15 protein-coding genes are annotated in these 22,339 nt (G+C 62.6%); 11 read left to right on the plus strand and 4 right to left on the minus strand.

The annotated features are described in order from the left end of the window. Nucleotides 1-10: 10 nt before the first annotated feature. From VHD36_00910 to VHD36_00920, 3 genes are all read right to left on the minus strand, one after another. Nucleotides 11-535, minus strand: a complete 525-nt coding sequence (locus tag VHD36_00910) for a GNAT family N-acetyltransferase (protein ID HVU85849.1) — start codon at nt 533-535, stop codon at nt 11-13. Nucleotides 536-638: 103 nt separating this feature from the next. After that, entirely contained in the window at nt 639-962 is a 324-nt protein-coding gene (locus tag VHD36_00915) for a hypothetical protein (GenBank protein ID HVU85850.1), read from the minus strand. A 44-nt stretch (nt 963-1,006) separates the two neighbouring features. Beyond that, on the minus strand, nt 1,007-2,140 hold the full coding sequence (locus tag VHD36_00920) for a prenyltransferase/squalene oxidase repeat-containing protein (protein HVU85851.1): 1,134 nt from the start codon (nt 2,138-2,140) through the stop codon (nt 1,007-1,009). A gap of 490 nt (nt 2,141-2,630) precedes the next feature. On the opposite strand from VHD36_00920, the gene VHD36_00925 reads away from it, so the two are divergent. From VHD36_00925 to VHD36_00960, 8 genes are all read left to right on the plus strand, one after another. Further along, on the plus strand, nt 2,631-4,496 hold the full coding sequence (locus VHD36_00925; GenBank protein HVU85852.1) for an IPT/TIG domain-containing protein: 1,866 nt from the start codon (nt 2,631-2,633) through the stop codon (nt 4,494-4,496). Between the two features lie 146 nt (nt 4,497-4,642). Further along, the gene (locus VHD36_00930) at nt 4,643-5,122 is read left to right on the plus strand and encodes a hypothetical protein (protein HVU85853.1); all 480 of its coding nucleotides are present in this window, start codon (nt 4,643-4,645) and stop codon (nt 5,120-5,122) included. Nucleotides 5,123-5,596: 474 nt separating this feature from the next. Continuing rightward, nucleotides 5,597-7,207, plus strand: coding sequence for an efflux RND transporter periplasmic adaptor subunit (locus VHD36_00935; GenBank protein ID HVU85854.1), 1,611 nt, complete (start codon nt 5,597-5,599; stop codon nt 7,205-7,207). 78 nt (nt 7,208-7,285) lie between these two features. Beyond that, entirely contained in the window at nt 7,286-7,846 is a 561-nt protein-coding gene (locus VHD36_00940) for a hypothetical protein (protein HVU85855.1), read from the plus strand. 200 nt (nt 7,847-8,046) lie between these two features. Beyond that, complete coding sequence (locus VHD36_00945; protein HVU85856.1) at nt 8,047-11,304, plus strand: efflux RND transporter permease subunit; 3,258 nt, start codon at nt 8,047-8,049, stop codon at nt 11,302-11,304. Next, complete coding sequence (locus VHD36_00950; protein HVU85857.1) at nt 11,305-12,783, plus strand: efflux RND transporter periplasmic adaptor subunit; 1,479 nt, start codon at nt 11,305-11,307, stop codon at nt 12,781-12,783. Between the two features lie 407 nt (nt 12,784-13,190). Then, entirely contained in the window at nt 13,191-14,768 is a 1,578-nt protein-coding gene (locus VHD36_00955) for a hypothetical protein (GenBank protein ID HVU85858.1), read from the plus strand. Between the two features lie 61 nt (nt 14,769-14,829). After that, nucleotides 14,830-16,689, plus strand: coding sequence for a TolC family protein (locus VHD36_00960; GenBank protein HVU85859.1), 1,860 nt, complete (start codon nt 14,830-14,832; stop codon nt 16,687-16,689). Between the two features lie 190 nt (nt 16,690-16,879). Here VHD36_00960 and VHD36_00965 read toward each other — a convergent pair whose 3' ends face one another. Further along, nucleotides 16,880-17,500: a hypothetical protein gene (locus VHD36_00965; protein ID HVU85860.1), complete on the minus strand. Its 621-nt coding sequence runs from the start codon at nt 17,498-17,500 to the stop codon at nt 16,880-16,882. A 341-nt stretch (nt 17,501-17,841) separates the two neighbouring features. Between VHD36_00965 and VHD36_00970 the strand changes: the two genes are divergently transcribed. The 3 genes from VHD36_00970 (at nt 17,842) to VHD36_00980 (ending at nt 22,167) form a co-directional block, all read left to right on the plus strand. Then, on the plus strand, nt 17,842-18,744 hold the full coding sequence (locus VHD36_00970; GenBank protein HVU85861.1) for an NAD(P)-dependent oxidoreductase: 903 nt from the start codon (nt 17,842-17,844) through the stop codon (nt 18,742-18,744). A 261-nt stretch (nt 18,745-19,005) separates the two neighbouring features. After that, nucleotides 19,006-19,464, plus strand: coding sequence for a response regulator (locus VHD36_00975; GenBank protein ID HVU85862.1), 459 nt, complete (start codon nt 19,006-19,008; stop codon nt 19,462-19,464). Nucleotides 19,465-19,959: 495 nt separating this feature from the next. Next, complete coding sequence (locus VHD36_00980; GenBank protein ID HVU85863.1) at nt 19,960-22,167, plus strand: penicillin acylase family protein; 2,208 nt, start codon at nt 19,960-19,962, stop codon at nt 22,165-22,167. Nucleotides 22,168-22,339 lie beyond the last annotated feature (172 nt).

Consider the following 22,339-nt stretch of genomic DNA (forward strand, 5'->3'; position numbering starts at 1 on the left):
GCCATGTCCCTCAGCCGAGCCGCAACTCGTAATAGACAAGCGGCGTCTTCCGGTACGAAGCTCTGCCCACCTCCTCGTAACCGCAACGCGCGTAGAAGTTGCCGGCTCCGGCGGGTGCGTCGTAAGCATCGAGACGAATCGCGTCGGCCGGCCACCCGCGGGCAATCTTCTTCACCGCGCTCAGGCACTTTCTTCCCAGCCCGCGTCGCTGCCGGGCCGGCGCAACAGCCATCGCCAGCAAATACAGTGGCCGCTCGGTCTCGGCAAAATAGCTCGTGTCGATCGACCACGGCTTCTTGGTTGTCAATCGCAGTGTGGCGACAATTTCGCCGCTCTGCCGCACCACGAATACTCGCGACGTTCGCATCGCCAGCAAGGCACCCTTTTCTGATGTTTTTGTCGACCAGGGCCCGCGGCCATAGCTTTCGGTGAGACGCTCGGCGACGGCCGTATGCAACGCCGCAAGCTCTTTCGCGTCTCCCACGGTCGCGGCTTGCAAGCTGAAGGGCGAAGCTGGCGATCGTGGTTTCCTCATGTCGAGCAACTTGCCTTGGACGGAGCGAATACCTTCGTCGGGCAGATTATAGAGGAGTCTCTACCCTCGAGCCGCTCAACCGAATCCGGAACGTGTGAGAACCTTACTGCGGCTTCCACGTCAGGCGCCGATCGGCGGCCTGATCGTCGCTCGAATCGGCGACGCGCGCAGCTGTTGTCGCCTCGCAGCGCCGGACGAAGGAAACCGCGGCCCGGGTCGATTCCTCGTCGACGGCGTCGCTGTCGCTGGCGAGGGCTTGGACCAGAAACGCGGTGTCGGAAGCCGTCGCCGATCTGTTGGTCGCGCGACGGGCGTCCTGGTTGGAGCATCCTGTGAGCGAGAGCAAAAAGACGACAGCGACCAGCGCCGCGGTCGTGGCGGCAAGCTCGAATCGTTTCGCTGTCTTTCCGCCAGACCGCACTGCCATCGTTGGAAGCAGGTTTAATCCGCGAAGGTTATCGAAGAAGGTTTTCACGGTTTGCAATACGAGAGCGTCAGCAGGGCGTAGCCCGTCACCAGGTTCGGGTCACCTTCGAGCCAGCGCGTGTTGGAGTTCGTCCACGAGCCGTCGTCGCGCTGGCGGCGTGCCAGCTCCATGACCAGGTCTTCGCGCCAATCGTGAGCGAGTCCCTGGGCGTCGACCAGTTTCTCCTGCCCTAGCGCCTGCAGGGCTTTGCCGAACAGATGATAGTAGTAGTACAACCCCTCGTCGCCGAGGCCCGGGTTTTCGGTCACGCTGTAGTGATCCTGGGCCCACTTGACGGCCGCGCGGACGCGCGGATCGTCGGGCTCCAGGCCCGCGAAGATCATACTCTTCAATCCCGCATAGCTCATCGAGCCGTAGCTGCGCAAACCGCCGTTGGCGGTTTTGCCGGCCGGGCTGCTCCCCTCGCCGATCGGCGTGTAATAGAAACCGCCGTCCTGAACCTTCGCGGCAAATTGCGTGGTGTTGTTCGCCGATTCGAGATTCTGGCAGCGCGACACGAACACCAGCGCGCGCTTCACGGCTTCGTCGTCGGCGCCATCGCCAGCTGCTTCCAGCGCTTCCATCAAGAAGTGCGTGTTCGAGAGGTCGGGCCGCTCGGACCCGCCGTAGCCAACGCCCCCATAGGCAATGTCCGACGGCGTGCGATCGTCCTTATCGCCGAACTGCAGGCCCTTCAAGAAAGCGTCGGCGTTTTTCAGCGTCTTGTCATAGCGGCCGTCGCGATTGGCCGCGGCGAAGCACATCACGCCCAGGCAAGTTTCGTAGTTTCGCAATCGCGATTTGGGGGCGTAGATGCCGCCGTCCGGCTGCACGTAACCTTCGAGATACTTCAGGCTCTTAGCCACGAGCGGGTCGTCGGCCGTGCGACCGTTGGCCATGACCGCCGTGGCGACGATCGCCGTGATCCCCGGCCCGGCGGCCGCGCTGAACGACCCGTCGTCGGCTTGCCCTTTGCTGCGCAGGTATTCGACGCCCTTTTGCACGGCCGCTTCGTACGCCTTGGCGCGGGATGCCGCGGCATCATCCGCCGCCATCGCAGGACGCGCCACGACAAGCATCGTCACGCTGAAATAAAGCACGAAGGCAACACGGCGACGCAAAGGTGGGATAGCAGTCATGGCAGGATCCTCTGACTTCATGTTCGAGCGTTTCTTGTTTCAGCGCCGGGTGGTAGCAGATCGTTCATTAATCATACGCCGCAGCCCAGGGAGAGGCTCGCGATCGTCGCTGGGCAACTCCGCGCAAAATCGTTTCCAGACCCCAATGTGGTTCAAAAACTCAACTCTGACGCGAACCCTTTCTCGTCATACCCCTACCAAGTGCTGGCGAAAAATTGGCCGTTCGTGACGCGCTTGTGGCCAGCACAACAACGAACCGCTTTGAAACGTGCGCGATAGCGGCACATGGTCCCACCATTCCCCGGCCTCTGGGGCGGTTTTCGCAAGATCATCGACGCAAACGCAGAATTCGGTTCCAATCGCATTGGCCAGGCCACCCGAGTAACGCTTCTGCAGGGGCTCGCGATGAAGGAAATGCACGATGCATCGAGGGTCCTGCTGGTTCGGCCTGCGTGGGGTGAGCACGCGACGTGCCGAACGACGAAGATTCTTGCCTGCAGCACGTTCAAGCCGACCTGCAGGCGGTCGCCGGACGCTGACTGTCGAGAACCTGGAAGATCGCCGCTTGCTGACGCTCTTGGGCTCGCAACTCTTTCCGGCCGATAACGCTTGGAACCAGAACATCGCTGGCGCGCCGGTCGCGGCAAATTCGGCCGCGATCATCTCGCATATCGGCAGCTCGATCCACCTGCACCCCGATTGGGGCGCCGATAGCGCGGCGAACGGCAGCGACCCGCTCTACGGTATTCCCGTAAATGTCGTGCATGGGAACTCGACGGCGAAAGTCAACGTCTCGATCGACAACTATCCCGACGAAAGCGATATCGTGCCGGTGCCGATTCCGGCCAACGCCGTCCTGGAAGGTGATTTTCAAAACGGCCCGAACTTAAGTGGCGGCGGCTACAAGACGAACCAGCGCGGCGACTCGCACCTGATCATCTGGGACGAGGATAACAACATCGCTTACGAGCTGTACGGCGTGTCGCGCCCGAACGACCCGACGCTGTTTCCCAACAATAACAATGTCGAGGTCGCCAAGACCGATCAACTGTGGCATGCCGCGCAGGAGACGGTTTGGGACATGAACACCAATACGTTTCGCACACTGGGCGCCACCTCGGCCGACGCAGCAGGATTGTCGATCCTGGCCGGCCTGGTGCGGCCCGACGAGGGCTTGCCCATTTCGCAGGGGGGCCAAGGCGCAATCACGCACGCCCTGCGATTCACACTCCCCGGCAGCGACGTGAACCCGCAGTACATCTATCCGGCGTCGCACATGGTCGATGAATCGCAATCGGCCAACAAGCTGCCGCTGGGAGCACGATTGCGGCTGGCCGACACGCCGGCCATCGACACCTTGATCGCGAACATGCCGCCCGAGTCGCAGATCGTTGCTCGTGCGATGCAGCAATACGGTTTGATCCTGGCCGATATCGGTAGCGCCATGTACGTGACCGGCACCTCGGCGTCGGTCAACGCCAACAACCAGATCCACCTGGTGTGGAACACTGACGACGACATCTTCGCCAGCAACGGCCTGGAGGTGCTCACCGCCGGCGATTTTCAAGTCGTCGATCTGACGCCACGCGTCGCGGGGCTCAGTGCCACGAGCGGCCCGGCGGGTTCAACCGTCACGATCACGGGTCAAAACTTTTCCGGAGCCGCCGGAAACTTGTCCGTGTTCTTTGGAACGACGCCATCTCCGTCGGTGACCGTCCTCAGCGACTCACAAATTCGCGCGGTCGTGCCCGCGGGATCGGGCACCGTGAACATCACCGTGCGGTCGGGCAAGACCGAAGCCGACACGATCAGCGACAACCCGAATGCCAACGTCACCGCTCCGATTTTCGGTTACGGCACGTCGGCCACCACCTCGGCCGATCGATTCACGTTCGCGGCGGCAAGCCTGGCTGGCGATGCCAACGGTGATGGCATCGTTAACAGTCAGGACATTGCGCTGGTTTCTTCTAATTGGCTGACAGCGGGCCCGGCAGGGGACGTGAACTTTGACGGCATCGTCAACTCGCAGGACATCGCCCTGATCTCGTCAAACTGGCTGGCGGTGACCGGTAACGCCATGAGCGCCGGAGCGCAAGCAAGCGCAACCGTCGGGGCCACGCGCTTCGCGGCGGTCGCCCCTCAAGCTGCGACATCGGTCCGCGCGCTATCGTCAGTAGTTACGACCGTCGCTCCTACAAGCGATCTCATCGCCGCCGCGTCGACTCACGGACCTCGCTTTACCAGCGAGGCGAGCTCGTTTTACGGCGAAGAGGATCGGATCAGCCCGCAACGATTCTCGCCGCTTGATTTGTTCCCTCGTCCGGCGAGCGACATGCGTCGATTTGCGAGCCGTTAGCCGATGAGCAGGTCCCACAACGGCTTGCATCGACTTGCACGGTCGGAAAACCCGTCAAAAAGTGCGCCTTAGCGCGTGCTAAACTTGTCGTGGCCGTCTCGCCAGGCAATGCAATCGTGGCGAGCGGGGTTTGGAGAGGGTGTCCAATGGTCTCGACGATCGCGCGCTTTGCTTCGCGATGCGCTTACTTCGTGGTGGCCGTAGCGGTTGGCGGCGGCGCTATTGCCGAATGCCAGGCTCAAACGGCCGGCAAGATTGCCACCGCCAATTCGCGCGCGAGGTTGGCAACAACGGTTCGCTCTGACGCGCGCGCTCAGCGACCGGTGGAAACGAACAACCGGCATCTCGTGGCAGGCCGTCCTCAGGGAAGCCTGCACCGCTATTATCAGGAGCAATCACGCGCTCAGGCAGAGCGCCCTGTTGGCGCTTACTCATCGCGCCGATCGGCCGCGATGGAAATGGAAGCGACCCCGAGCGAGTCCTTCGCCAATCCGTTCGGCGGCGAAACGCCCGTGCCGATCGTAGCGCCGCCTGACACGGCGGATGCCATGCGCCCGCTCGATCCCGATTCGTACTTCGACGGCCAGGAGTTTTCGGTCGCCGCACCGCCACCGGCGACTCCCTGATCGACAGGCCAGCGAGCGCGCCGTCCTGACTTCTTCCACGCGTTTGGCAACGAACTCACGTCGCCAATGCAGAAGCTGTCGCGATAACTCGACGGCTGCAATGGAAAGATTGCATTTCGGTAACCGACACAATGTCGTGGTGCGACGCGAAGATCACCGTCTCGCAAGGAAACTGCACTTCCTCAGGACGCGAATATCATTTTTCTTACGTCCTGATTTGGCACGCAGGCCGTGCAGCGAGATAATGCACTCTGGCGAGCGAACCGAGGCGCCGTGCTCGCGTAGCACTAATGGGCCGGTCGCTGCCGATCATCGCCATGCTCAGGCGCTCAGCAACATCTCCGGGGGGCAAGGATAGCTGAGGTATGCTCTACGATGAGGAGATAGTCAGGAGGTCGATCAATGACGTGCATTCGTATCCCCGGAATTCCATCACCCGTTCTTCGCTTGCCGTCGAAAATAGCACTCCTGGCAATGTCTTGCTGTCTGTCGTTGCCGATCGCGCTGGTCACCGCTGGTTGCAGCCACGAGCACAAGACCGAAGTGACGCACGTCTCGGATCCTCCGACGGTGCAGGTCCTCAAGCCCGAACTACGCAACATCACGCGCGTCGTAGGCCAGCCAAGCTTTGTCGAGGCCTACGAACGCACGTCGATCTATCCGAAACTCAGCGGTTATATCGAGAAGTGGTATGTCGATATCGGCGATAAAGTGACCAAGGGCCAGGTCCTCTGCGACCTGTTCGTTCCCGAGGTCAAGGAAGACTGCGAAACGAAGAAAGCCCAGGTGGAACTCGACAAGCAGCGCGTCGAGCTTGCGAAGAAAATCGTGCTGGTCGCGGATGCCGACGTCCGGTCGGCCGAGGCGCGATTGAAAGCGGCAATTGCCATCCGCGCGCAGTACGATGCGCAGGTCGTTCGCTGGGATTCCGAGGTCAAACGCTTGAAGCGCGAAGTAGGTCGCGGCGTGGTGGACCCGCAAGTGTTGCTGGAGTCGGAAAATCAACTGCGCGCGAGCACCGCCGCGCGCGAGGCGGCGGACGCCGACATCGCCAAGGCCCAAGCCGACCTGGAATCGAAGACGGCCAGTCTGCGTGAGGATGAGGTCGCCGTCGCCGTCGCCGAGGCCGACGTCGACGTGGCCACCAGCGATTGGAAGCGGATGGAAGCCTGGGTCGGTTACCTGAAGCTGTACGCTCCCTTCGATGGCGTGGTCGTTGCCCGTAACGCCAATACGGGAGACTTCGTGCTGCCGGCCAAGGGCGATCCGACGGCCGAAGCGCACTCTCCGAACTTGTCGCCCAGCGGCGAGGCCGCGCCGATTTACGTGATCGATCGTACGGACGTGGTACGCATTTTCGTCGACATTCCGGAACACGACGCGAATTTCGTACACGTCGGGACCCAGGCAACCGTCCTCGCCAAGGCTTTCCGCGACCAACCCGTCATCGGCACCGTGACACGGACCTCCTGGGCCTTGAACGTCAAGAGCCGGACTTTACGGGCGGAAATCGATTTGCCCAACACCGACAGCAAGATTCCCGATGATCTGCCGGCGGCGACGCGCGAAGCGCTGAGGCACGTCAAACTGCCCAACACGAATAGTCAGATTTTGCCCGGCATGTATGCCTACGGAAAGGTCATCATCGATCGGCCGAACGTGCGCGCTTTGCCCGTCTCGGCACTGACCTATAGCGGCGATCGGACCTACTATTGGAGCCACGTCAACGGCAAGGCGATGCGCGTCGAAGTGCAGACCGGGGTCAGCGATGGGCAGTGGATCGAAGTCACGAATCGCCTGCGGAGGCCTGCCATTGCCAACGGAGGAACGATTCAAAACGTGATCTTCAAGCAAGAGCCCGACGGGCAAAATGCCCCGCCGCAAGCGCTTGCTGAGAATGAAAGCTGGGTCCCGTTCGACGGATCGGAAGAAGTCATCCTGGGTGACTTGTCCGTGCTCACCGACGGCGCGCCGGTGAGACTTGGCAATGCGGCCGGAATCATTCAGGCGGCGCCAGGCGAGGCGGTGGCCGCCGAGCCTCTTACAGAGGAGACGGCGCAGGGTCCCAAGTCACTGGTCGAATAGACTTGCTGCTTCGCTCGGGCGGTCTGCCAAACGGTAGGCGCGCGCCAGGTCATTACGGCAGGCGACGGTCGCTGGGTCATGCGGCCCGAGCGCCTTTTCGCGCAACGCGAGTGCCTTTCTCAACTGTTCGACTGCTTTCGCCGGCTCGCGCAAATCCAAATAAGCCCGGCCGAACGTGCTGCGCACGAATGCTTCGACGAGCGGCTGGTCGGCACACTGGTGCGCAATCTCTGGTTCGGCCGCATCGAGCGCCTCGCGCAACGTGATTTTGCTGCGCGGCGGTCCCGTCCATTCGGCCGGCGTCCCGGCGGAGAGGACCTTTTGTTCCAAAAACTCAAGCGCGCGCCGCAGTTCCTCAGCCGACTGGTGGGCTTGCTGCTCGCGCTTCGCACCCTGCTCGAGACGTCCTTCGTCGGCCGCGTGCTCTTCGCGCATCTGCGCGAGCTCGTGCTTCAGAGAGGCCAACTGCTGCTCGGCCTGTGCGCGCTTCGTCGTCTCCTGTTGCGCTGTCGTTTCAGCAGCCAGGCGCTCGCGATTCGCCCACACCGCCACACCCGCCGCCGCAGCGCCACCGATCACGAGCGCGGCGAACACCACAACTCTGGAGAGGGGTTTCTGGAGCATATCGACTGGTTGTAGCGATGTCCGGCCGACCACCGATCGCCTGATCAGCCGCTGAATCCGACTACAGCATATTAGGGGCCGTTCGTCAGTTTGTCGTGGGTGATTACATAAGTCCTTTTGGCATGCCAATTGCCGCCCTCTAAGGGTGGCGCGGCCTGAGCCAAAGGTGGCCGCAGGGGGGACCGCGACTCGCGATTGATTCTTCGGAGCGAACGATGAATCTCACCTCGCTCGCTTTGCGCCGCCCCGTCACGACGCTGATGCTTGTCGTGGCAATCATTAGTGGCGGCCTGCTGGCTTACAGCAGCATGCGCGTGGACATCTTTCCCGCGCTCAACGTGCCCAAGATTTATGTCTTCCTCGACTACATGGGCATGAGCCCCGACCAGATGGAAGGGTTCATCGTCAATCAATTGGAACTGTATTTCCAATACGTCGACGGCATCCAAGACATCAAGTCGCGGAACATTCAGCAGGTCGCGTTGTGCGAGCTGTCGTTCTTTCCCGGCACCGAGATGGGGCAGGCCATGGCCCAGGTCGTGGCCATGTCCGACCGAGCCATGTCGTGGATGCCCAAGGGAACGCTGCCGCCCATGATCATGCGCATGGACGCCGGCAGCATACCGGTCGGTTACCTGATGCTGGAAAGCAAGGAAGTGTCGCTCGGCCTTTTGGGCGACTGGGCCCAGAATCTGATTCGACCGCAGGTGCAGAAGAACGTACCCGGCACCGTGGCCATCTCGCCGTTTGGACCGAACATGCGATCGATCATCGTTCGGGTGAATCCGCAAAAGCTCCGCGACTATAACTTGTCGCCGCAAGACGTCGTCGATGCCTTGGCCGAAGGCAACACGATCATTCCGTCGGGCAACATCTACGTCAAGGATTCGATGCCCATCGTGCACAACAATGCGACGGTCGTCGATATCCAGCGCATCGGCGACATTCCGCTGAAGATCGGGAAGAACGTTTATTTGCGCGACGTGGCCGTCGTGCAGGACAGCACCGACATCACGTACGGCTACGCCCTGGTAAACGGCAGCAAGTCGGTTTATCTGCCCATCATCAAGAAGGACACCGGGTCGACGCTGGAAGTCGTCGCCGATACGCGCAAGTCGATGTCATTGTTTCACAGCGTCCTTCCAAAACAGTATCGAGATAAGGTCAAGATCAGCTTCGAATTCGACGAATCGCCCACCGTGGTACACGCCATCGAAAGCGTCGCGACCGAGGGAGCGATCGGCGCCTGCATGACCGGCTTGATGATCCTGTTGTTTCTCCACGACCTGCGCAGCGTCGTCGTCGTCGTGGCGAATATACCGCTAGCCCTGCTGGGCTCGATGTTCGGCCTGTGGGTAACGGGAAATACGATCAACATCATGTCGCTGGGCGGCCTGGCGCTGTCGATCGGCATTCTCGTCGACATGTCGACCGTGATCATCGAGAACTTGCACGTCCAGATGCAGAACACGGACAACATTTCCACCGCGATTTATCGTGCCGCACAAGCGACGGCCGTGCCGATTCTGCTTGCTTTGGTCTGTATTCTGTCGGTATTCGTGCCGGCATTCATCATGGAGGATCCGCTGCGGTCGCTCTTCATGCCGCTGACGCTGGCAGTCGGTTTCGCCATGATCACGTCCTATGTGCTATCGGTCACGTTCGCGCCCATACTGTCGGTGTACCTGGTGAAGGGGCACGAGCACCACGGGGGGAAGAAAGGGCTCTTCGCACGGTTCACGGATGCCTATCGTGGCATGGTCGAGCGCTTCGTGGGCCATTGCTGGGTGATCACGGCAGCGTACCTCGTGGCTTGCGCCTTGATCCTATGGCTCATCGGGCTGCGCGTGGGAACGGAACTGTTTCCGCAAATCGACGCGGGTGAATTCGTGCTGCGGTTCCGGCCGCCCCCAGGCTCGAATTTCGAACTGACCCGACAAATGGGCGTCAAGTGCCTGCAAACGATCGAAGACGAAGTCGGTCCCGACAATGTCGCCATCACGATGGGCTTTGTGGGGCAAGTCGCGCCGAATTTTGGCATCGACAACATGGTGCTGTTCATGCGGGGCCCGGATGACGGCCAATTGCGCGTGAAACTGCGCGAAGATAGTGGCATCGAGCTCGCCGCTCTGCGCGAGCATCTGCGCAAGCTCTTACCGGAGAAAGTCACGCCCTGGCTCGCCGAGCGGCTCGAAAAGGGAGGCTTGTCCAAGAAGGTGGCCCAACAAGAGGCAGACAAGGCGACCTTCGGCTTCGAACCCGGCGACATCATCACGCAAGTCATGAGCTTTGGTGCAACGACGCCCATCGCCATCCGGCTGGTGGGTACCGACCTCGACGACGTCCGCGCGCACGCCGAGCTGGTGGTGGCAAAAATGAAACAGATTCCCGGCCTCCGCGACATTCAGTTCGAGCAGACTCTCGATTATCCGACCGTCGAGGTTGATATCGATCGCGAGAAAGCCGGCCTCAGCGAAGTGACCGTCGAGGACCTGCGGCGTGCTCTGGTCATGGCCACTTCCTCGACGCGCTTCACGGATTTGAACTATTGGATCGACGTCGATACCGGCTTCGATTACCTGGTCGAAGTGTTGCTGCCGCCGGAACGCATGGCCACGCCCGAGGACGTCGAAATCCTGCCGCTGGCTGGCGTCAATCCGCTCGTCAACTTGATGATTCGCGACGTGGCCACGGTGCGCCGCGGCAAGCGGCCAGGCGAGTACGACCGGGTCATGTCGCAGCGATACTTGACCGTTACCGCGAATGTCGAAGGCGAAGACATGGGCAGGGCCTCGCGCCAGGTGTCGCGGGCCATCGCCGCGGCGGGCGAGCCGCCCGAAGGCGTCCGCGTCGAACCGCTCGGCCAGTTTCCTCAGATGATTGAAATGTTTCAGTCGCTGGGCATCGGCCTGGCGGTCGCCGTGTTCGTCATCCTGGTCCTCCTCACTGGCTATTTCCAATCGCCGCGCCTGGGCCTGATCTCGATCGGCGCCGTGCCGAGCGTTCTCGCGGGCGTCGCCGTCGCCTTGTACGCCACCAATACCACGCTGAATATCGAATCGTTCATGGGCTCGATCATGAGCCTGGGGGTGTCCGTCTCGAACTCCGTGCTACTGGTCGCTTTCATGGCCGAGCATTGGCGGGGTGGGAAATCTTCTGCCGAAGCGGCCGTCGTGGGAGCTGACGAGCGGCTGCGCCCGATCTTGATGACGGCCTGCGCGATGACGGTCGGCATGGTGCCGATGGCGCTTGCGCTGGAACGCGGCAGCGAGATGCAAGCGCCGCTGGGGATCGCCGTGATCGGTGGGCTCGTCATGTCGACCGTCGCCACGCTGCTCGTGATCCCCGCTATCTTCGCCACCCTTATCGGCCAAAGCGCCGCGCGCTCGCCGTCCATCTTTTCCGGCGACCAGGACAGCAAGTATTTCGACAAGCAACTCTCCGAGAAGACACCGGAGTCGGGAGGTGATTGAATGTCGTGCCCGTCCCTTGGCAGGATCGCCCAGCGGTCGCTCGTGCCGGCGTGGCTTGCGCCGTTGCTCGCGCTGGCCGCGGTGGCCTTCGGATGCCGCGAGCCCGAAATCCAATTCAAGACCAGCAGCGGGGCCCCGGCAGTTCGTGTCGTGCATCCTGAGCTGCGCGACATCACGCGCATCGTCGGGCAGCCGAGCTTCGTTCAAAGCTACGAACGCACGAGCATCTATCCGAAGATGACGGCTTACATCGAGAATTGGATCGTCGACATCGGCGACACCGTCAAGAAGGGAGACGTGCTTGCCAACCTCTTCGTGCCTGAGTTGGTCGAAGATCTGGGTACCAAGAAAGCCACGGTCGAATTGGACAAACAGCGCGTGGACTTGGCGCTGAAGCTCGTCGAGGTCGCCGCGGCCGACGTCGAGGCCGCCAAGGCGCGCCTCGAAGAGGCCGAGGCCATCCTGGCCGATTACCAGGCCCAGGTCGATCGCTGGAACGTGCAAGTCGCAAGACTACAGCGCGAGACGGACCGCGGTGTGGTCGATCCGCAAGTCTTGTTGGAATCGCGGAATCAACTCAAGTCGAGCGCCGCGGCCCGCGACAAGGCCCAGGCAACGATCGCCAAGGCCAAGGCGGAGTTACTTTCCGAGCAGGCCAATCTCGGCAAAGCGAACGTCGACGTCGGCGTGGCCCGCGCGGATCTGGCCGTCGCCACGAGCGAGGTCAAGCGGCTCGAGGCCTGGGTCGGATACCTTAAGCTCTATGCGCCCTTCGACGGCGTGATCGTGTCGCGCAACGCCAACACCGGCGATTTCGTGCTGCCGGCGACGGGCGATCCTACCGCCATGCGCGAGTCACCTCACTTGTCGCCCAGCGGATCGGCCGCGCCGATCTACGTCGTCGATCGGCTGGACGTGGTGCGCGTGTTCGTCGACGTCCCCGAATCGGATGCGGATTACGTCGACCAGGGGACATCCGCCAACGTGCTCATCCGCGCCTATCGTGATGAAGAGATTCCGGCCAGCGTCACGCGTGTCAGTTGGAGCCTCAACACCACGAGCCGCACGCTGCGCGCGGAAATCGACTTGCACAATCCTGATGCCAAGATCCGCCCTGGCATGTACGCCTACGGAAAGCTGAAGCTCGAGCGGCAGGGAGTTCGCAGCTTGCCACTGGAAGCTATCGAATACAGCGGCGATCAAACGTTCTGCTGGCTGTACCAGCAGGAGCGGGCCGTGCGGACGGAAATCGCCACCGGCATCAGTGACGGCGACAACATCGAGGTCCTCAGGCACCGCACCGCCAGCAGCGATAGCGACAGCGAGAAGCAGGCAGCCTGGGTCGCCTTCGATGGAAGCGAGCGTGTCATTCTGGGCGATTTGTCGCAACTCATCGACGGCGAAAAAGTGCGGACCGACTCCGGCCAGCCTGCCAAAAACGACCCGACTTCGACCGCGTCGAAGGGCAAGACCGATTGACGCTTGCCATGCCGCCGTTCGCGCGACTGCCGGGCAAGTGCCATCGGACTGCAATCGCAGATGTGACTATTTGTCACCCTTATACGCCGTGGCGGCTTGTCGTGGGCATTCGCCGCGATCAGCGACGCCACTAAGTTCCGCTTGGATCGCGACTTTTCGACGCTAGCACCAACCTTGCCGATTGCGCTGAATTTGGCGCTTTTACTGATTTTGCGGGCCGCTGCCGGACGATTTCAGTCCTGCTCGCTCGTTTCGAATCAAGGCGGCGGAGCGCTATGTTCCAGTGCCTGGTCAAGCTGGCAAGTCTCGCTCGATTGCGACGGCAACACCTTTGGTTCGCCGTCGCCGCTTCGGCTGCGCTCGCAGCCAGCCCGAAGTTGTCCTCCGGCCAGTCGACCGCGGACGGCGTGCGATCATCGCCCCCGGGAACCGTCACGGAAGCGCCTCCGGCGCCGCAGGCGGCACCGGCCGATGCCTACGGCCGCCGCACCCTATCGACCGCGCGGATAGCACCGACTTTGAAAGCGGCGCCTCTCGAAGCAACGGATCGCGCCTTTCCCATCAACCTGGCGAGCGCCTTGCGACTCGCTGATGCTCGGCCCTTGATCGTAACCGCAGCGCAGGCCGCCGCGTGGGTGGCCGAGGCGCGGCTCCAGCGCGCCAAGCTGGTCGCGGTCCCGGAACTCGATTTCGGCGTCCTCTATTACCGTCACGACGGGTTTGGTCCGGACTTCAATCGCGGCGTGAACCATCCCTCTTTCGGATTCCCCGGCGGTGGCGGACCGCTCAATCAGAATCTGAACGCCATGTGGATCGGCGGCAGCTTCTTCGCGACCTTCCCGGTCACCGAGGCGATTTTCCAGCCGCTCGCCGCCCGGCAAATCTTGAATTCGCGGCGCTATGACATTCAGACGGCCAAGAACGATGCGTTGCTGGCCACGGCGAATTCCTACTTCGCGGTCCACCAGTATCGCGGCCAGTATGCGGGTGCCGTCGATGTCGTCGCGCGGGGTCGCTTGCTGCTGGAGCGCATTCAACTGTTGAGCAAGGACCTCGTGCCGCGCGTGGAAGTCGACCGAGCCGCAAATATGCTGGCCATGATGGAGCTACGCGCGGCTTACGCGCGGCAGCAATGGCGCGTCGCGAGCGCGAATCTGACGCAATTGTTGCGGCTCGATCCCCGTGTCATCGTGGCGCCACTCGAGCCCGACCATCTGCAGATCACGTTGATCGAACCCGACACGCCGCTCGACCAGCTCATGCCCATCGGCGTCGGCAGCCGGCCGGAGATTGCCTCGCAGCGGGCCCTTATCCAGGCCGCACAAATCGGCGTGCGACAGGAGAAGAATCGGCCGCTGCTGCCAATCTTCTTGCTCACGGGCTTTCAGACGCCGGGCGACATGCGCATGCAAGGCGTGGTCTACGGCCTGGGCTATGGCCGCAACATGAACAATTGGAGCCTGCGCGAAGATGTCAGCCTGCAGGCGATCTGGCAGCTCGATGCCTTAGGGTTCGGCAACCTTGCCCGAATCAAGAAACAGCGCGGCATGGAATCGCAAGCCATCGTCGATCTCTTCAAGCTGCAGGACGAGATCGTGGCCGAGATCACGAAAAGTCAGGCCAGGCTGCAAGCGGCGGCCGTGCGCGTCGTCGAGGCGGAGCGCTCTCTCCGCGAAGCGGTCATTACCTTCGATGGAAACTACGAGGGTCTCAAGCAAACGAAGCGCTTCGAAAACATCCTCGTTCAGGTGTATCGTCCCCAGGAAGCCGACGCCTCGCTCGAGAATCTGTCGGTGTCCTACGATCAGTACTTCGCCACGGTGGCCGACTACAACCGGGCACAATTCGAGCTGTTTCACGCCCTGGGATACCCGGCCCGAGAAATCGCTTTCCTCAGGCCGCCCGGCGAGGCGCTTCCCGTCGACGTCGTGCGTCCCGATTACTTGCCGCCGGTGGGCATCGGCCCGCCGCCGGCCACTCGATGACATTCAAAGGTCATTCGCCATGCCAAATTCGCAGACGCGCAAAGGTAGAAGCTCCCGTTCGATGCAGTGCGCCCTCCTGGCACTGCTGCTCCTCCTGCTGACGGGGCCAAAGATGTGTCGGGCGGACGCGCCGCGAATGACCGGCGCCGCCTCTTCGAAAAAGGGCGACTACGCCGCTCCAGGGCAAGGTGTTGGTTACTACTCAGGCTATTCGGGGCCGCGACAGACGGGCCGTGCGACGGCCACCGACGAACAGAACGCCATCGCACCCCCGAAGGCGCAAAGCTCGGCGTCGGCCTCCGCCTCGGCGCTGCGCGTGATGCAGGTTTCGTCACAGCGCCGCGCCGACGAGTCCGAGCGCGTCACGCCGCCTGAGTCATTGCCGAATCCGGGGTATCAGGAGTCAACCCCCGGTCCGATTCCGAGCTTGCCCGCCGCGGATCCCAAGGAAGATCCCGCGCTGCGGGGAATCATGACGCTGAAACCTGCGCAGCTGGAAGAGACCGACCTGGCGCTGCCGATCAACCTGGCGACGGCCTTGAGGTTGGCCGACGCGCGGCCGCTGCTGGTCACCGCTGCGCAGGCGAGCGCCTGGGTCGCCGAGGCCCAGTTGCAGCGCGCCAAGGTGCTGTGGGTGCCCCAATTCAACGCCGGCACCGATTACATCCGCCACGACGGCTTTGGGCCGGATTTCAATCGCGGCCTCAATACCGATGCGCGCCCGCTGAATCAGAACATCAACTTCATGTACAGCGGCATCGGCCTGACGCAAAACGTCGCCATGACCGACGCCATCTTTCAACCTCTCGCCGCGCGGCAGACCCTGAACTCCAAACGTTGGGACATTCAGTCCGCCAAGAACGACGCGCTGTTCGACACCGCCAAGGCATATTTCAGCGTACACGAGTTCCGCGGTCGTTATGCGGGCATCGTCGATACGGTCCAGCGCGGCCACAAACTGGTCGAGCGGATCGCCTTTCTCAGCCAGGATCTGGTCCCCAAGGTCGAGGTCGATCGTGCCAAGAGAATGCTCGCCGATCTGCAACAAGAGGCCGCCTCGGCCCGGCAAATGTGGCGCGTCGCAAGCGCCGATCTAACCCAGTTGTTGCGACTCGATCCGCGCGTGGTGGTCGTCCCCATGGAACACGATCATCTGCAAATCACGTTGATCGAGCCGAGCCGCGGCCTCGACGAGTTGATCCCCATCGGGCTGATCAACCGTCCGGAACTGGCTTCGCAACAAGCGCTGGTGCGCTCCGTGGCGCAAATGATTCGACGCGAGAAAGGTCGGCTCCTGATGCCCAGCCTGATGTTGAACGGCTTCCAGACGCCCAACGAATACATTGAATTCGGCGCGCAAGGTATCGGCTTCGATCGGCAGATGAACTTGTGGAGCCTGCGCGACGACCTCAGCCCGCAGGCCCTCTGGCAGTACGAAGGGCTGGGCTTCGGCAACATGGCGCGCATCAAGGAGCAGCGCGGCGAGCAATCGCGGTCGATTATCGAGCAGTTTCGCATTCAAGACGCGGTCGCCGGTGACGTCACGCGGGCCCAGGCACGGCTGCAAGCGGCCGCGGTGCGCGTGGTGCAGGCCGAACGCGCAATGCGCGAGGCACTGATCACTTACGAGGGAAACTATGAAGGACTGGCACAGACCACGCGCTTCGGAAACGTGCTGGTGCAAGTCTACCGCCCGCAAGAAGCCGTGATTGCTCTTGAACACCTGTGGGACGGCTACAAGCAATATTTCAGCACGGTAGCGGAATACAACCGCGCAGAGTTCGAGCTATTCCACGCGCTCGGGTACCCGGCGCAGGAAGTTGCCGCGCTGCGTCCGCCGGGAGATGTTCAGCCCGTCGATACCAGTCGTCCGGCGTACTTGCCGCCGGTGGGCGTGGGGCCGCCGCCGGCGACGCGTTAGCGACGCGTGCCCTTTGCGTTACGGCTGTCATTTGCCCGGTCAACCTGGTTGCCATGCCGCGTTCCGCGTCGGTCGGCCGAAAGACTTCGAGGTATCGTCGAGTCGGGAGGACCAAAAGCCGCATCCGCTGCAAGGCGAGTCGTAAACCGCCCGTCGACCGTCGGCGCTTGGCTCGACTGGGGAATTCCGCCTACGGCGCGGCCGGCACCATCTCGATAGCGTCGACGTCGCATGCCGCGCCGTCGGCATCGATTTGCTCGGCGTCTTCACCCGAGAATCCGCCCAGGCGCAACAGGTTCTCCTCGTCCTGGCGGGCGCCTTGATACGCGCCGTAGCCGGTCTCGGTGATTGCCTGCCCATTCTCGTCCACGAATTCCTCACCGTAGCCGGCGACACGCTTTCCACGGCGCGAGAAATATCCGACGCCATTGCCGGGGATGAAGATGCGCGGGCCTTTCTTGCGATGCGCGCAGTAATCAGGGTAGTACGGCGTGAGGACGCACTTCCCGCCGACCGGATAGTCGCAGTGATCCGGACTCTCCAGCGGCGAAAGAATGGCAACGCCGCGCTGGCAAGGAACTTTGTAATCCGCGGCGCACGCGCGGCGCCGCAAGATCGGCGTCGGCACCAGCAATTGCGGATTGAATCGCGGCCAGGGGAAGCTGGGCAGGAACGTCGGCGACGAGGGCGCAGCGGGCACGGCCTCGGCCGGCGCTGCTTCTACCGGCTCTGCCGGATCCTCGGCCATGACCCGCGAGGCCACGGCAGCCGTGATCAGTAGGGTGAGGGCGGCGGATAGCTGTCGTGGCATTCGAGGACCTCCTTGGGCCCGACCTTGAAACGGCGTCTCCCTTCACAATCATTCGTGCCGGGCGAAGCGGAAAATCTCGCACAAGCGCTCGGTCCCGATTACTCTTCGCAAACGATGCATCTTCCGCGTTGCCGATAATGCTAGCAACGCGTGCGGCATCAGAGCTGCGTCGCCGCAGCGGGTGCCGCCGACCGCTCGTTTTTCCATGCGCCGCGAGCCGCCTTTCGGCCCGCGGCTCGATGACACGACCCTGCCGCACCGCTATACTCGCGGCCAGCACGAGCTTTATTCCAGCAATTATCGGCCCCCCGCGAGGATGGTTCACGATGGCTATTCCTGAAATCGCACCCGGAAAGACCCGCCTGGGCTGGATCGGCACCGGTGTCATGGGCGCAAGCATGTGCGGCCATCTGCTCGACCGCGGCTTTGCCATGACGGTTTACAACCGCACGCGCAAGCGCGCCGAGCCGCTCTTGGCCAAGGGGGCCAAGTGGGGCGACTCGCCGCAGGCCGTGGCGGAAAACTCGGATGTGATCTTCGCGATCGTCGGCTATCCGAAAGATGTGCGCGAAGTCATGCTCGGCGCGCAAGGGGCGCTCGCCGGCAGCAAAGCGGGCAACATTCTCGTCGATATGACCACGAGCGAGCCGTCGCTGGCCGAGGAGATCGCCGCGGCCGCTCAGAAGCGCGGCGTGCATAGCATCGATGCCCCCGTTTCCGGCGGCGACATCGGCGCCCGCGAGGCCCGGCTGTCGATCATGATCGGCGGCAACGCCCAGGTGGTCGAAGCCTTGCGCCCCTGCTGGGAGGCGATGGGCAAGACGATCATTCATCAAGGCGGAGCCGGCGCCGGGCAGCACACCAAAATGGTCAACCAGACGCTGATCGCCACGAACATGATCGGCGTCTGCGAGGCGCTGTTGTACGGATATCGCGCCGGACTGAACCTGGAAACCGTCATGCAGTCGGTCGCCCCGGGCGCTGCCGGCAGTTGGTCGCTATCGAACCTCGGTCCGCGGATCATCGCCAACAATTTCGACCCCGGTTTCTTCGTCGAACATTTCATCAAGGACATGGGTATCGCCCTGGCCGAGTCGAAACGGATGAACTTGTGCATGCCGGGCCTGGCTCTGGCGCACCAGTTATACGTGGCGCTCGCGGCGCAAGGGCACTCGCGCGACGGCACGCACGCCCTCGAGCTGGCGCTCGCCTCGATGTCAGGCATCGATTGGAAGAAGCGCTAAGTTCGCGGGCCCCTACAATCGTTAAACCCGGCGCCCTTGCCGGGTACCCCGTGCCGTTTCTCGGCCGCTTCTTACCGCATTTGACGCGCAGTGCGTGCAACCTACGTTTGCACGGCTTCGCCGGACGTTGGCCCAATCCGTCTCTTGCAGCGCGGCGTTGGTAGCGGTCGCTGCCAGAGAGCGAGCGTACGAAACGTTCGAAGCCCACCTTGGTTCGCCCCCGACCCCGCCGCGGACCGCACCCCACGAGCAAATCGGACCATGCCAGTCGAGCAGCAGTCTCCCCCCGTTCTGTTGCAGCCCCAAACCGGCCCGGTGACCACGGGCGAGGGCGATCGGATCCTGATTATCGACGACGAGCCTTCGATCGTCTCGGCCCTGTCGGCGCAATTGCAGCAGCAGGGCTTCGTTGTCAGCCTGGCAGCCACCGGCAGCCAAGGTCGTGCGGCGGCGCATCGGGAGCGGCCCCAGCTGATCATCCTCGATCTGCGGCTGCCCGACATCGACGGATTCACGCTCTGCCAGGAACTGGCCGACGATCCGAACACCTGCGGCACGCCGGTGATCCTGCTCAGCGCCATGGTGCGCCCGGATATCATTCGCCGCTCGCGCGCCGTGGGCTGCCAGTACTTCGTCCGCAAGCCCTACGACCCGGGTGCGCTGTTGGTGCTGATTCATCATTCGCTGGAAGAATCGCGGCGATGGAGCGCCCCCCTGTAAGCTGGTGAAACAGTCACTTCCCGTCACTGCCCGGACGGCCTGTGCCCCGCGTCGTATCGCCCTTGAGAGCGCCCGCGCCGATAGGTTATGATTCCTTCCCAGAAACAACGGCGGGAGAGCGTGTAGTGGCCCGCTAATAAGGCCAGTTGATCACTTCTAAAAGCGGAGACGCGCGTGGGAACGAAGAAAACGGGAAAAGGGCGACGCAAGGTGGGTCGGAAGAAGCGCCGCATGCGGTCGCGAATCCGCCACCGCAAGGGTTAGACTGAACCCGAGTTCTTCGAGTTCTCGACGCCTCTTCGCGCTCTCGAGTGTGAACGCGCGGCAGCCGTACGCTCGTGGCTGCGCGGTCTTGCTTCGTAGCGACGCCATGACGCGGTGAGACCACGCGCAGGCATCCGCTTGGGGCATCGAACGACGACGCGCCGCGTTGCTCGCGCGGAGGCGCGTGCTAGACTTGATGGTCCCGGACCGCACCCGCTATTGTCCGCAACCATGAAGCCCCTACGGATCAAGAATCCTCGACGGCGGTTCTCCGCGGCTCGTGATGAAAACGGCGTACCTCATATTCACGCCGGATCTTTTCCCAGCGCCCTGTACGGGCTGGGCTTCCTGCACGCCGTCGATCGGCCGACGCAAATGCTCTTCGGCCACGCCGTGGCCAGCGGTCGTTCGACCGAACTGATCGCCGACAAGCCCGAGCTCTTGGAGGCCGACCGCTTCTTCCGCCGCGCCGGATTGTTCCTCACCCTCGAAACCGGTGTACAGCAGCTCGACGACGTCACCTTCAGCAATGTCACGGCGTATTGCGAAGGAGTCAACGACGGCATGAAGCAATACGGCCGCTCGCTGCCGATGTGGGCCACAGGGTTTCAAATGCACCCCTGGAATCAACAGTCGGTGCTGTTGATCGGCAACCTGCTGAATTTCGGCGGGCTGGCCGTCGGGCAACAGCAGAACGAGCGCATCTTGCTGGAACTGATTCAAACCGGCGTCGATCGCGACATGCTGCGCGAGCTGTTCGAGCCGCTCTTGGACAACGCCGATTTCGACCTGCTGGAAAAGATCAAAATCTCGAACCGGCTGTCGAACGAAGCGCTCGAACTACTGACCGATCTGCCGCGCCTGGCCGGCAGCAACGCCTGGGCGGTCGCGCCGGCGCGCAGCGCCTCGGGCGGGGCGCTCTTGGCTTCGGATCCCCACTTGGAAGTGAACCGGCTGCCGGCCCTGTGGTACGAGGCGGCGCTGGAATGGGATGAAGACTGGCTGATGGGGGCCACGCTGCCGGGCTGCCCCTTCTTTGCCGTGGCTCGCACGAGCCGGCTCGCCTGGGGCGTCACGTATCTCAAGGGGGATACGAGCGACTATTTCATCGAAGACTGCCGCAAGGGCCCCCAGGGGCGCTGGCAGTATCGTCGCGGCGAGACATGGGTCGACTTTCAGGTGCGCGAAGAAAAAATCTTGCGCAAGGGGGCCGAGCCCGAACGGCTGAACGTCTATTACAACCCGCAAGGCACGCTCGACGGCGACCCCAATCAACTCGGCGACGGCTATCAACTGCTCACGGCCTGGACCGGCGACACCGGCGGCGGCGAGCGCAGTATGCAAACCTGGCTCGAACTGGTCGGTTGCACCAGCACGCTTGATGCCATGGACCTGGTGCGCGAATGCCCGCAGCCAACTTTGTGCTGGATCTTTGCCGATAGCGAGGGGCACATCGGCCGGCAGGCAAACGGCCAGTTCCCCATTCGCGGTAACGGCCACAGCGGGCTGTTGCCCATTCCTGCCTGGGATGAAAGCAATCACTGGCAGGGCTGGATGTCGACCGACCTCCTGCCGCGCGTCTACGATCCGCCCGAAGGGTACGTGTCGAGCGCGAACGAAAGCATCCTGGGGGACGATGGCTCGGCACTTGTGACCTTGCCGGTCCCTAGTTATCGCAAGCGCCGCATCGACGAGCGGCTGGCCGCACTCGATCACGCCACCCTCGAAGACATGCAAGCCTTGCAGTACGACGTCATCAGCTTGCAAGCGCGCGATCTCTTGGAGGTATTCCTGCCCGAGCTGCCAGAGGGCGCGATCAAGGATCGGCTGTCGGCCTGGAATTGCAGCTACGATCCGGCGAGCGTCGAGGCAACGCTCTTTTCTCGCCTCTATCGCAACGTTCTTTTGGAAATCTTCGGACAGGATGCAGAGCATGGCGGCCTCGGCTGGCGGCGCATGCTGTATCTCTGCTCGCGCGTGGGATTCGCCATGCCGGTCGTGACGAGTCTCGATCGGCTGCTCAAGAAACAAGACAGTTTGTGGTGGGCTGGCCGCGACAAGGGACAGTTGATTCGCAAAGCGGCCGCCGCGCTAGCCAGCGAGCCCGACCAGCCCTGGAGCCGGACGAACGCCTTCAGCTTTACGAACCGGTTCTTCGAAGGGCAGCTCGTCGGACGCACGCTCGGCTTGCACACCTCCGAGTTGCCCATGCCAGGCTGCCATGCGACTCCCTTTCAAGGGCATTTGCTGCGCTCGGCCACGCGCGAGACGACGTTCGCTCCGTCGTATCATTTCGTCGCCGATGCGAGCCGACCCGAGGCCTGGACGAACCTTCCGGGCGGCCCCAGCGAGAGTTGGTTCTCGCGCTGGTACAAGAACGACATCCCCCGCTGGTGCTCCGGCCAGTACAAAAAACTGGCCGTCGACGGCATGCGGTAGCCGTCGCGCGGGAATGACAGCACGAAGTGTCATGACGGCGCGGCGGTAAGTCCGTTGATCACGCTTCCGAGCTTTTAACGGTTTTCCGCGGGTTTCTCGTAGATCGGCCGGGTTCCGAACGACCCAGGGCGGTCGGCGCGACGTAAGATTACTGGTAAGCTACGCGCGCTTC

The organism is Pirellulales bacterium (assembly GCA_035546535.1).
In the GTDB taxonomy this organism is placed as follows: Bacteria; Planctomycetota; Planctomycetia; order Pirellulales; family JACPPG01; genus JACPPG01.

Excerpts from the sequence above, each read along its gene's own strand:
- VHD36_00910 (HVU85849.1), bottom strand. The coding sequence starts at position 535 with ATGAGGAAACCACGATCGCCAGCTTCGCCCTTCAGCTTGCAAGCCGCG.
- VHD36_00915 (HVU85850.1), bottom strand. The coding sequence starts at position 962 with ATGGCAGTGCGGTCTGGCGGAAAGACAGCGAAACGATTCGAGCTTGCC.
- VHD36_00920 (HVU85851.1), bottom strand. The coding sequence starts at position 2,140 with ATGACTGCTATCCCACCTTTGCGTCGCCGTGTTGCCTTCGTGCTTTAT.
- VHD36_00930 (HVU85853.1), top strand. The coding sequence starts at position 4,643 with ATGGTCTCGACGATCGCGCGCTTTGCTTCGCGATGCGCTTACTTCGTG.
- VHD36_00935 (HVU85854.1), top strand. The coding sequence starts at position 5,597 with ATGTCTTGCTGTCTGTCGTTGCCGATCGCGCTGGTCACCGCTGGTTGC.
- VHD36_00940 (HVU85855.1), top strand. The coding sequence starts at position 7,286 with ATGCGGCCCGAGCGCCTTTTCGCGCAACGCGAGTGCCTTTCTCAACTG.
- VHD36_00945 (HVU85856.1), top strand. The coding sequence starts at position 8,047 with ATGAATCTCACCTCGCTCGCTTTGCGCCGCCCCGTCACGACGCTGATG.
- VHD36_00950 (HVU85857.1), top strand. The coding sequence starts at position 11,305 with ATGTCGTGCCCGTCCCTTGGCAGGATCGCCCAGCGGTCGCTCGTGCCG.
- VHD36_00960 (HVU85859.1), top strand. The coding sequence starts at position 14,830 with ATGCAGTGCGCCCTCCTGGCACTGCTGCTCCTCCTGCTGACGGGGCCA.
- VHD36_00965 (HVU85860.1), bottom strand. The coding sequence starts at position 17,500 with ATGCCACGACAGCTATCCGCCGCCCTCACCCTACTGATCACGGCTGCC.
- VHD36_00975 (HVU85862.1), top strand. The coding sequence starts at position 19,006 with ATGCCAGTCGAGCAGCAGTCTCCCCCCGTTCTGTTGCAGCCCCAAACC.
- VHD36_00980 (HVU85863.1), top strand. The coding sequence starts at position 19,960 with ATGAAGCCCCTACGGATCAAGAATCCTCGACGGCGGTTCTCCGCGGCT.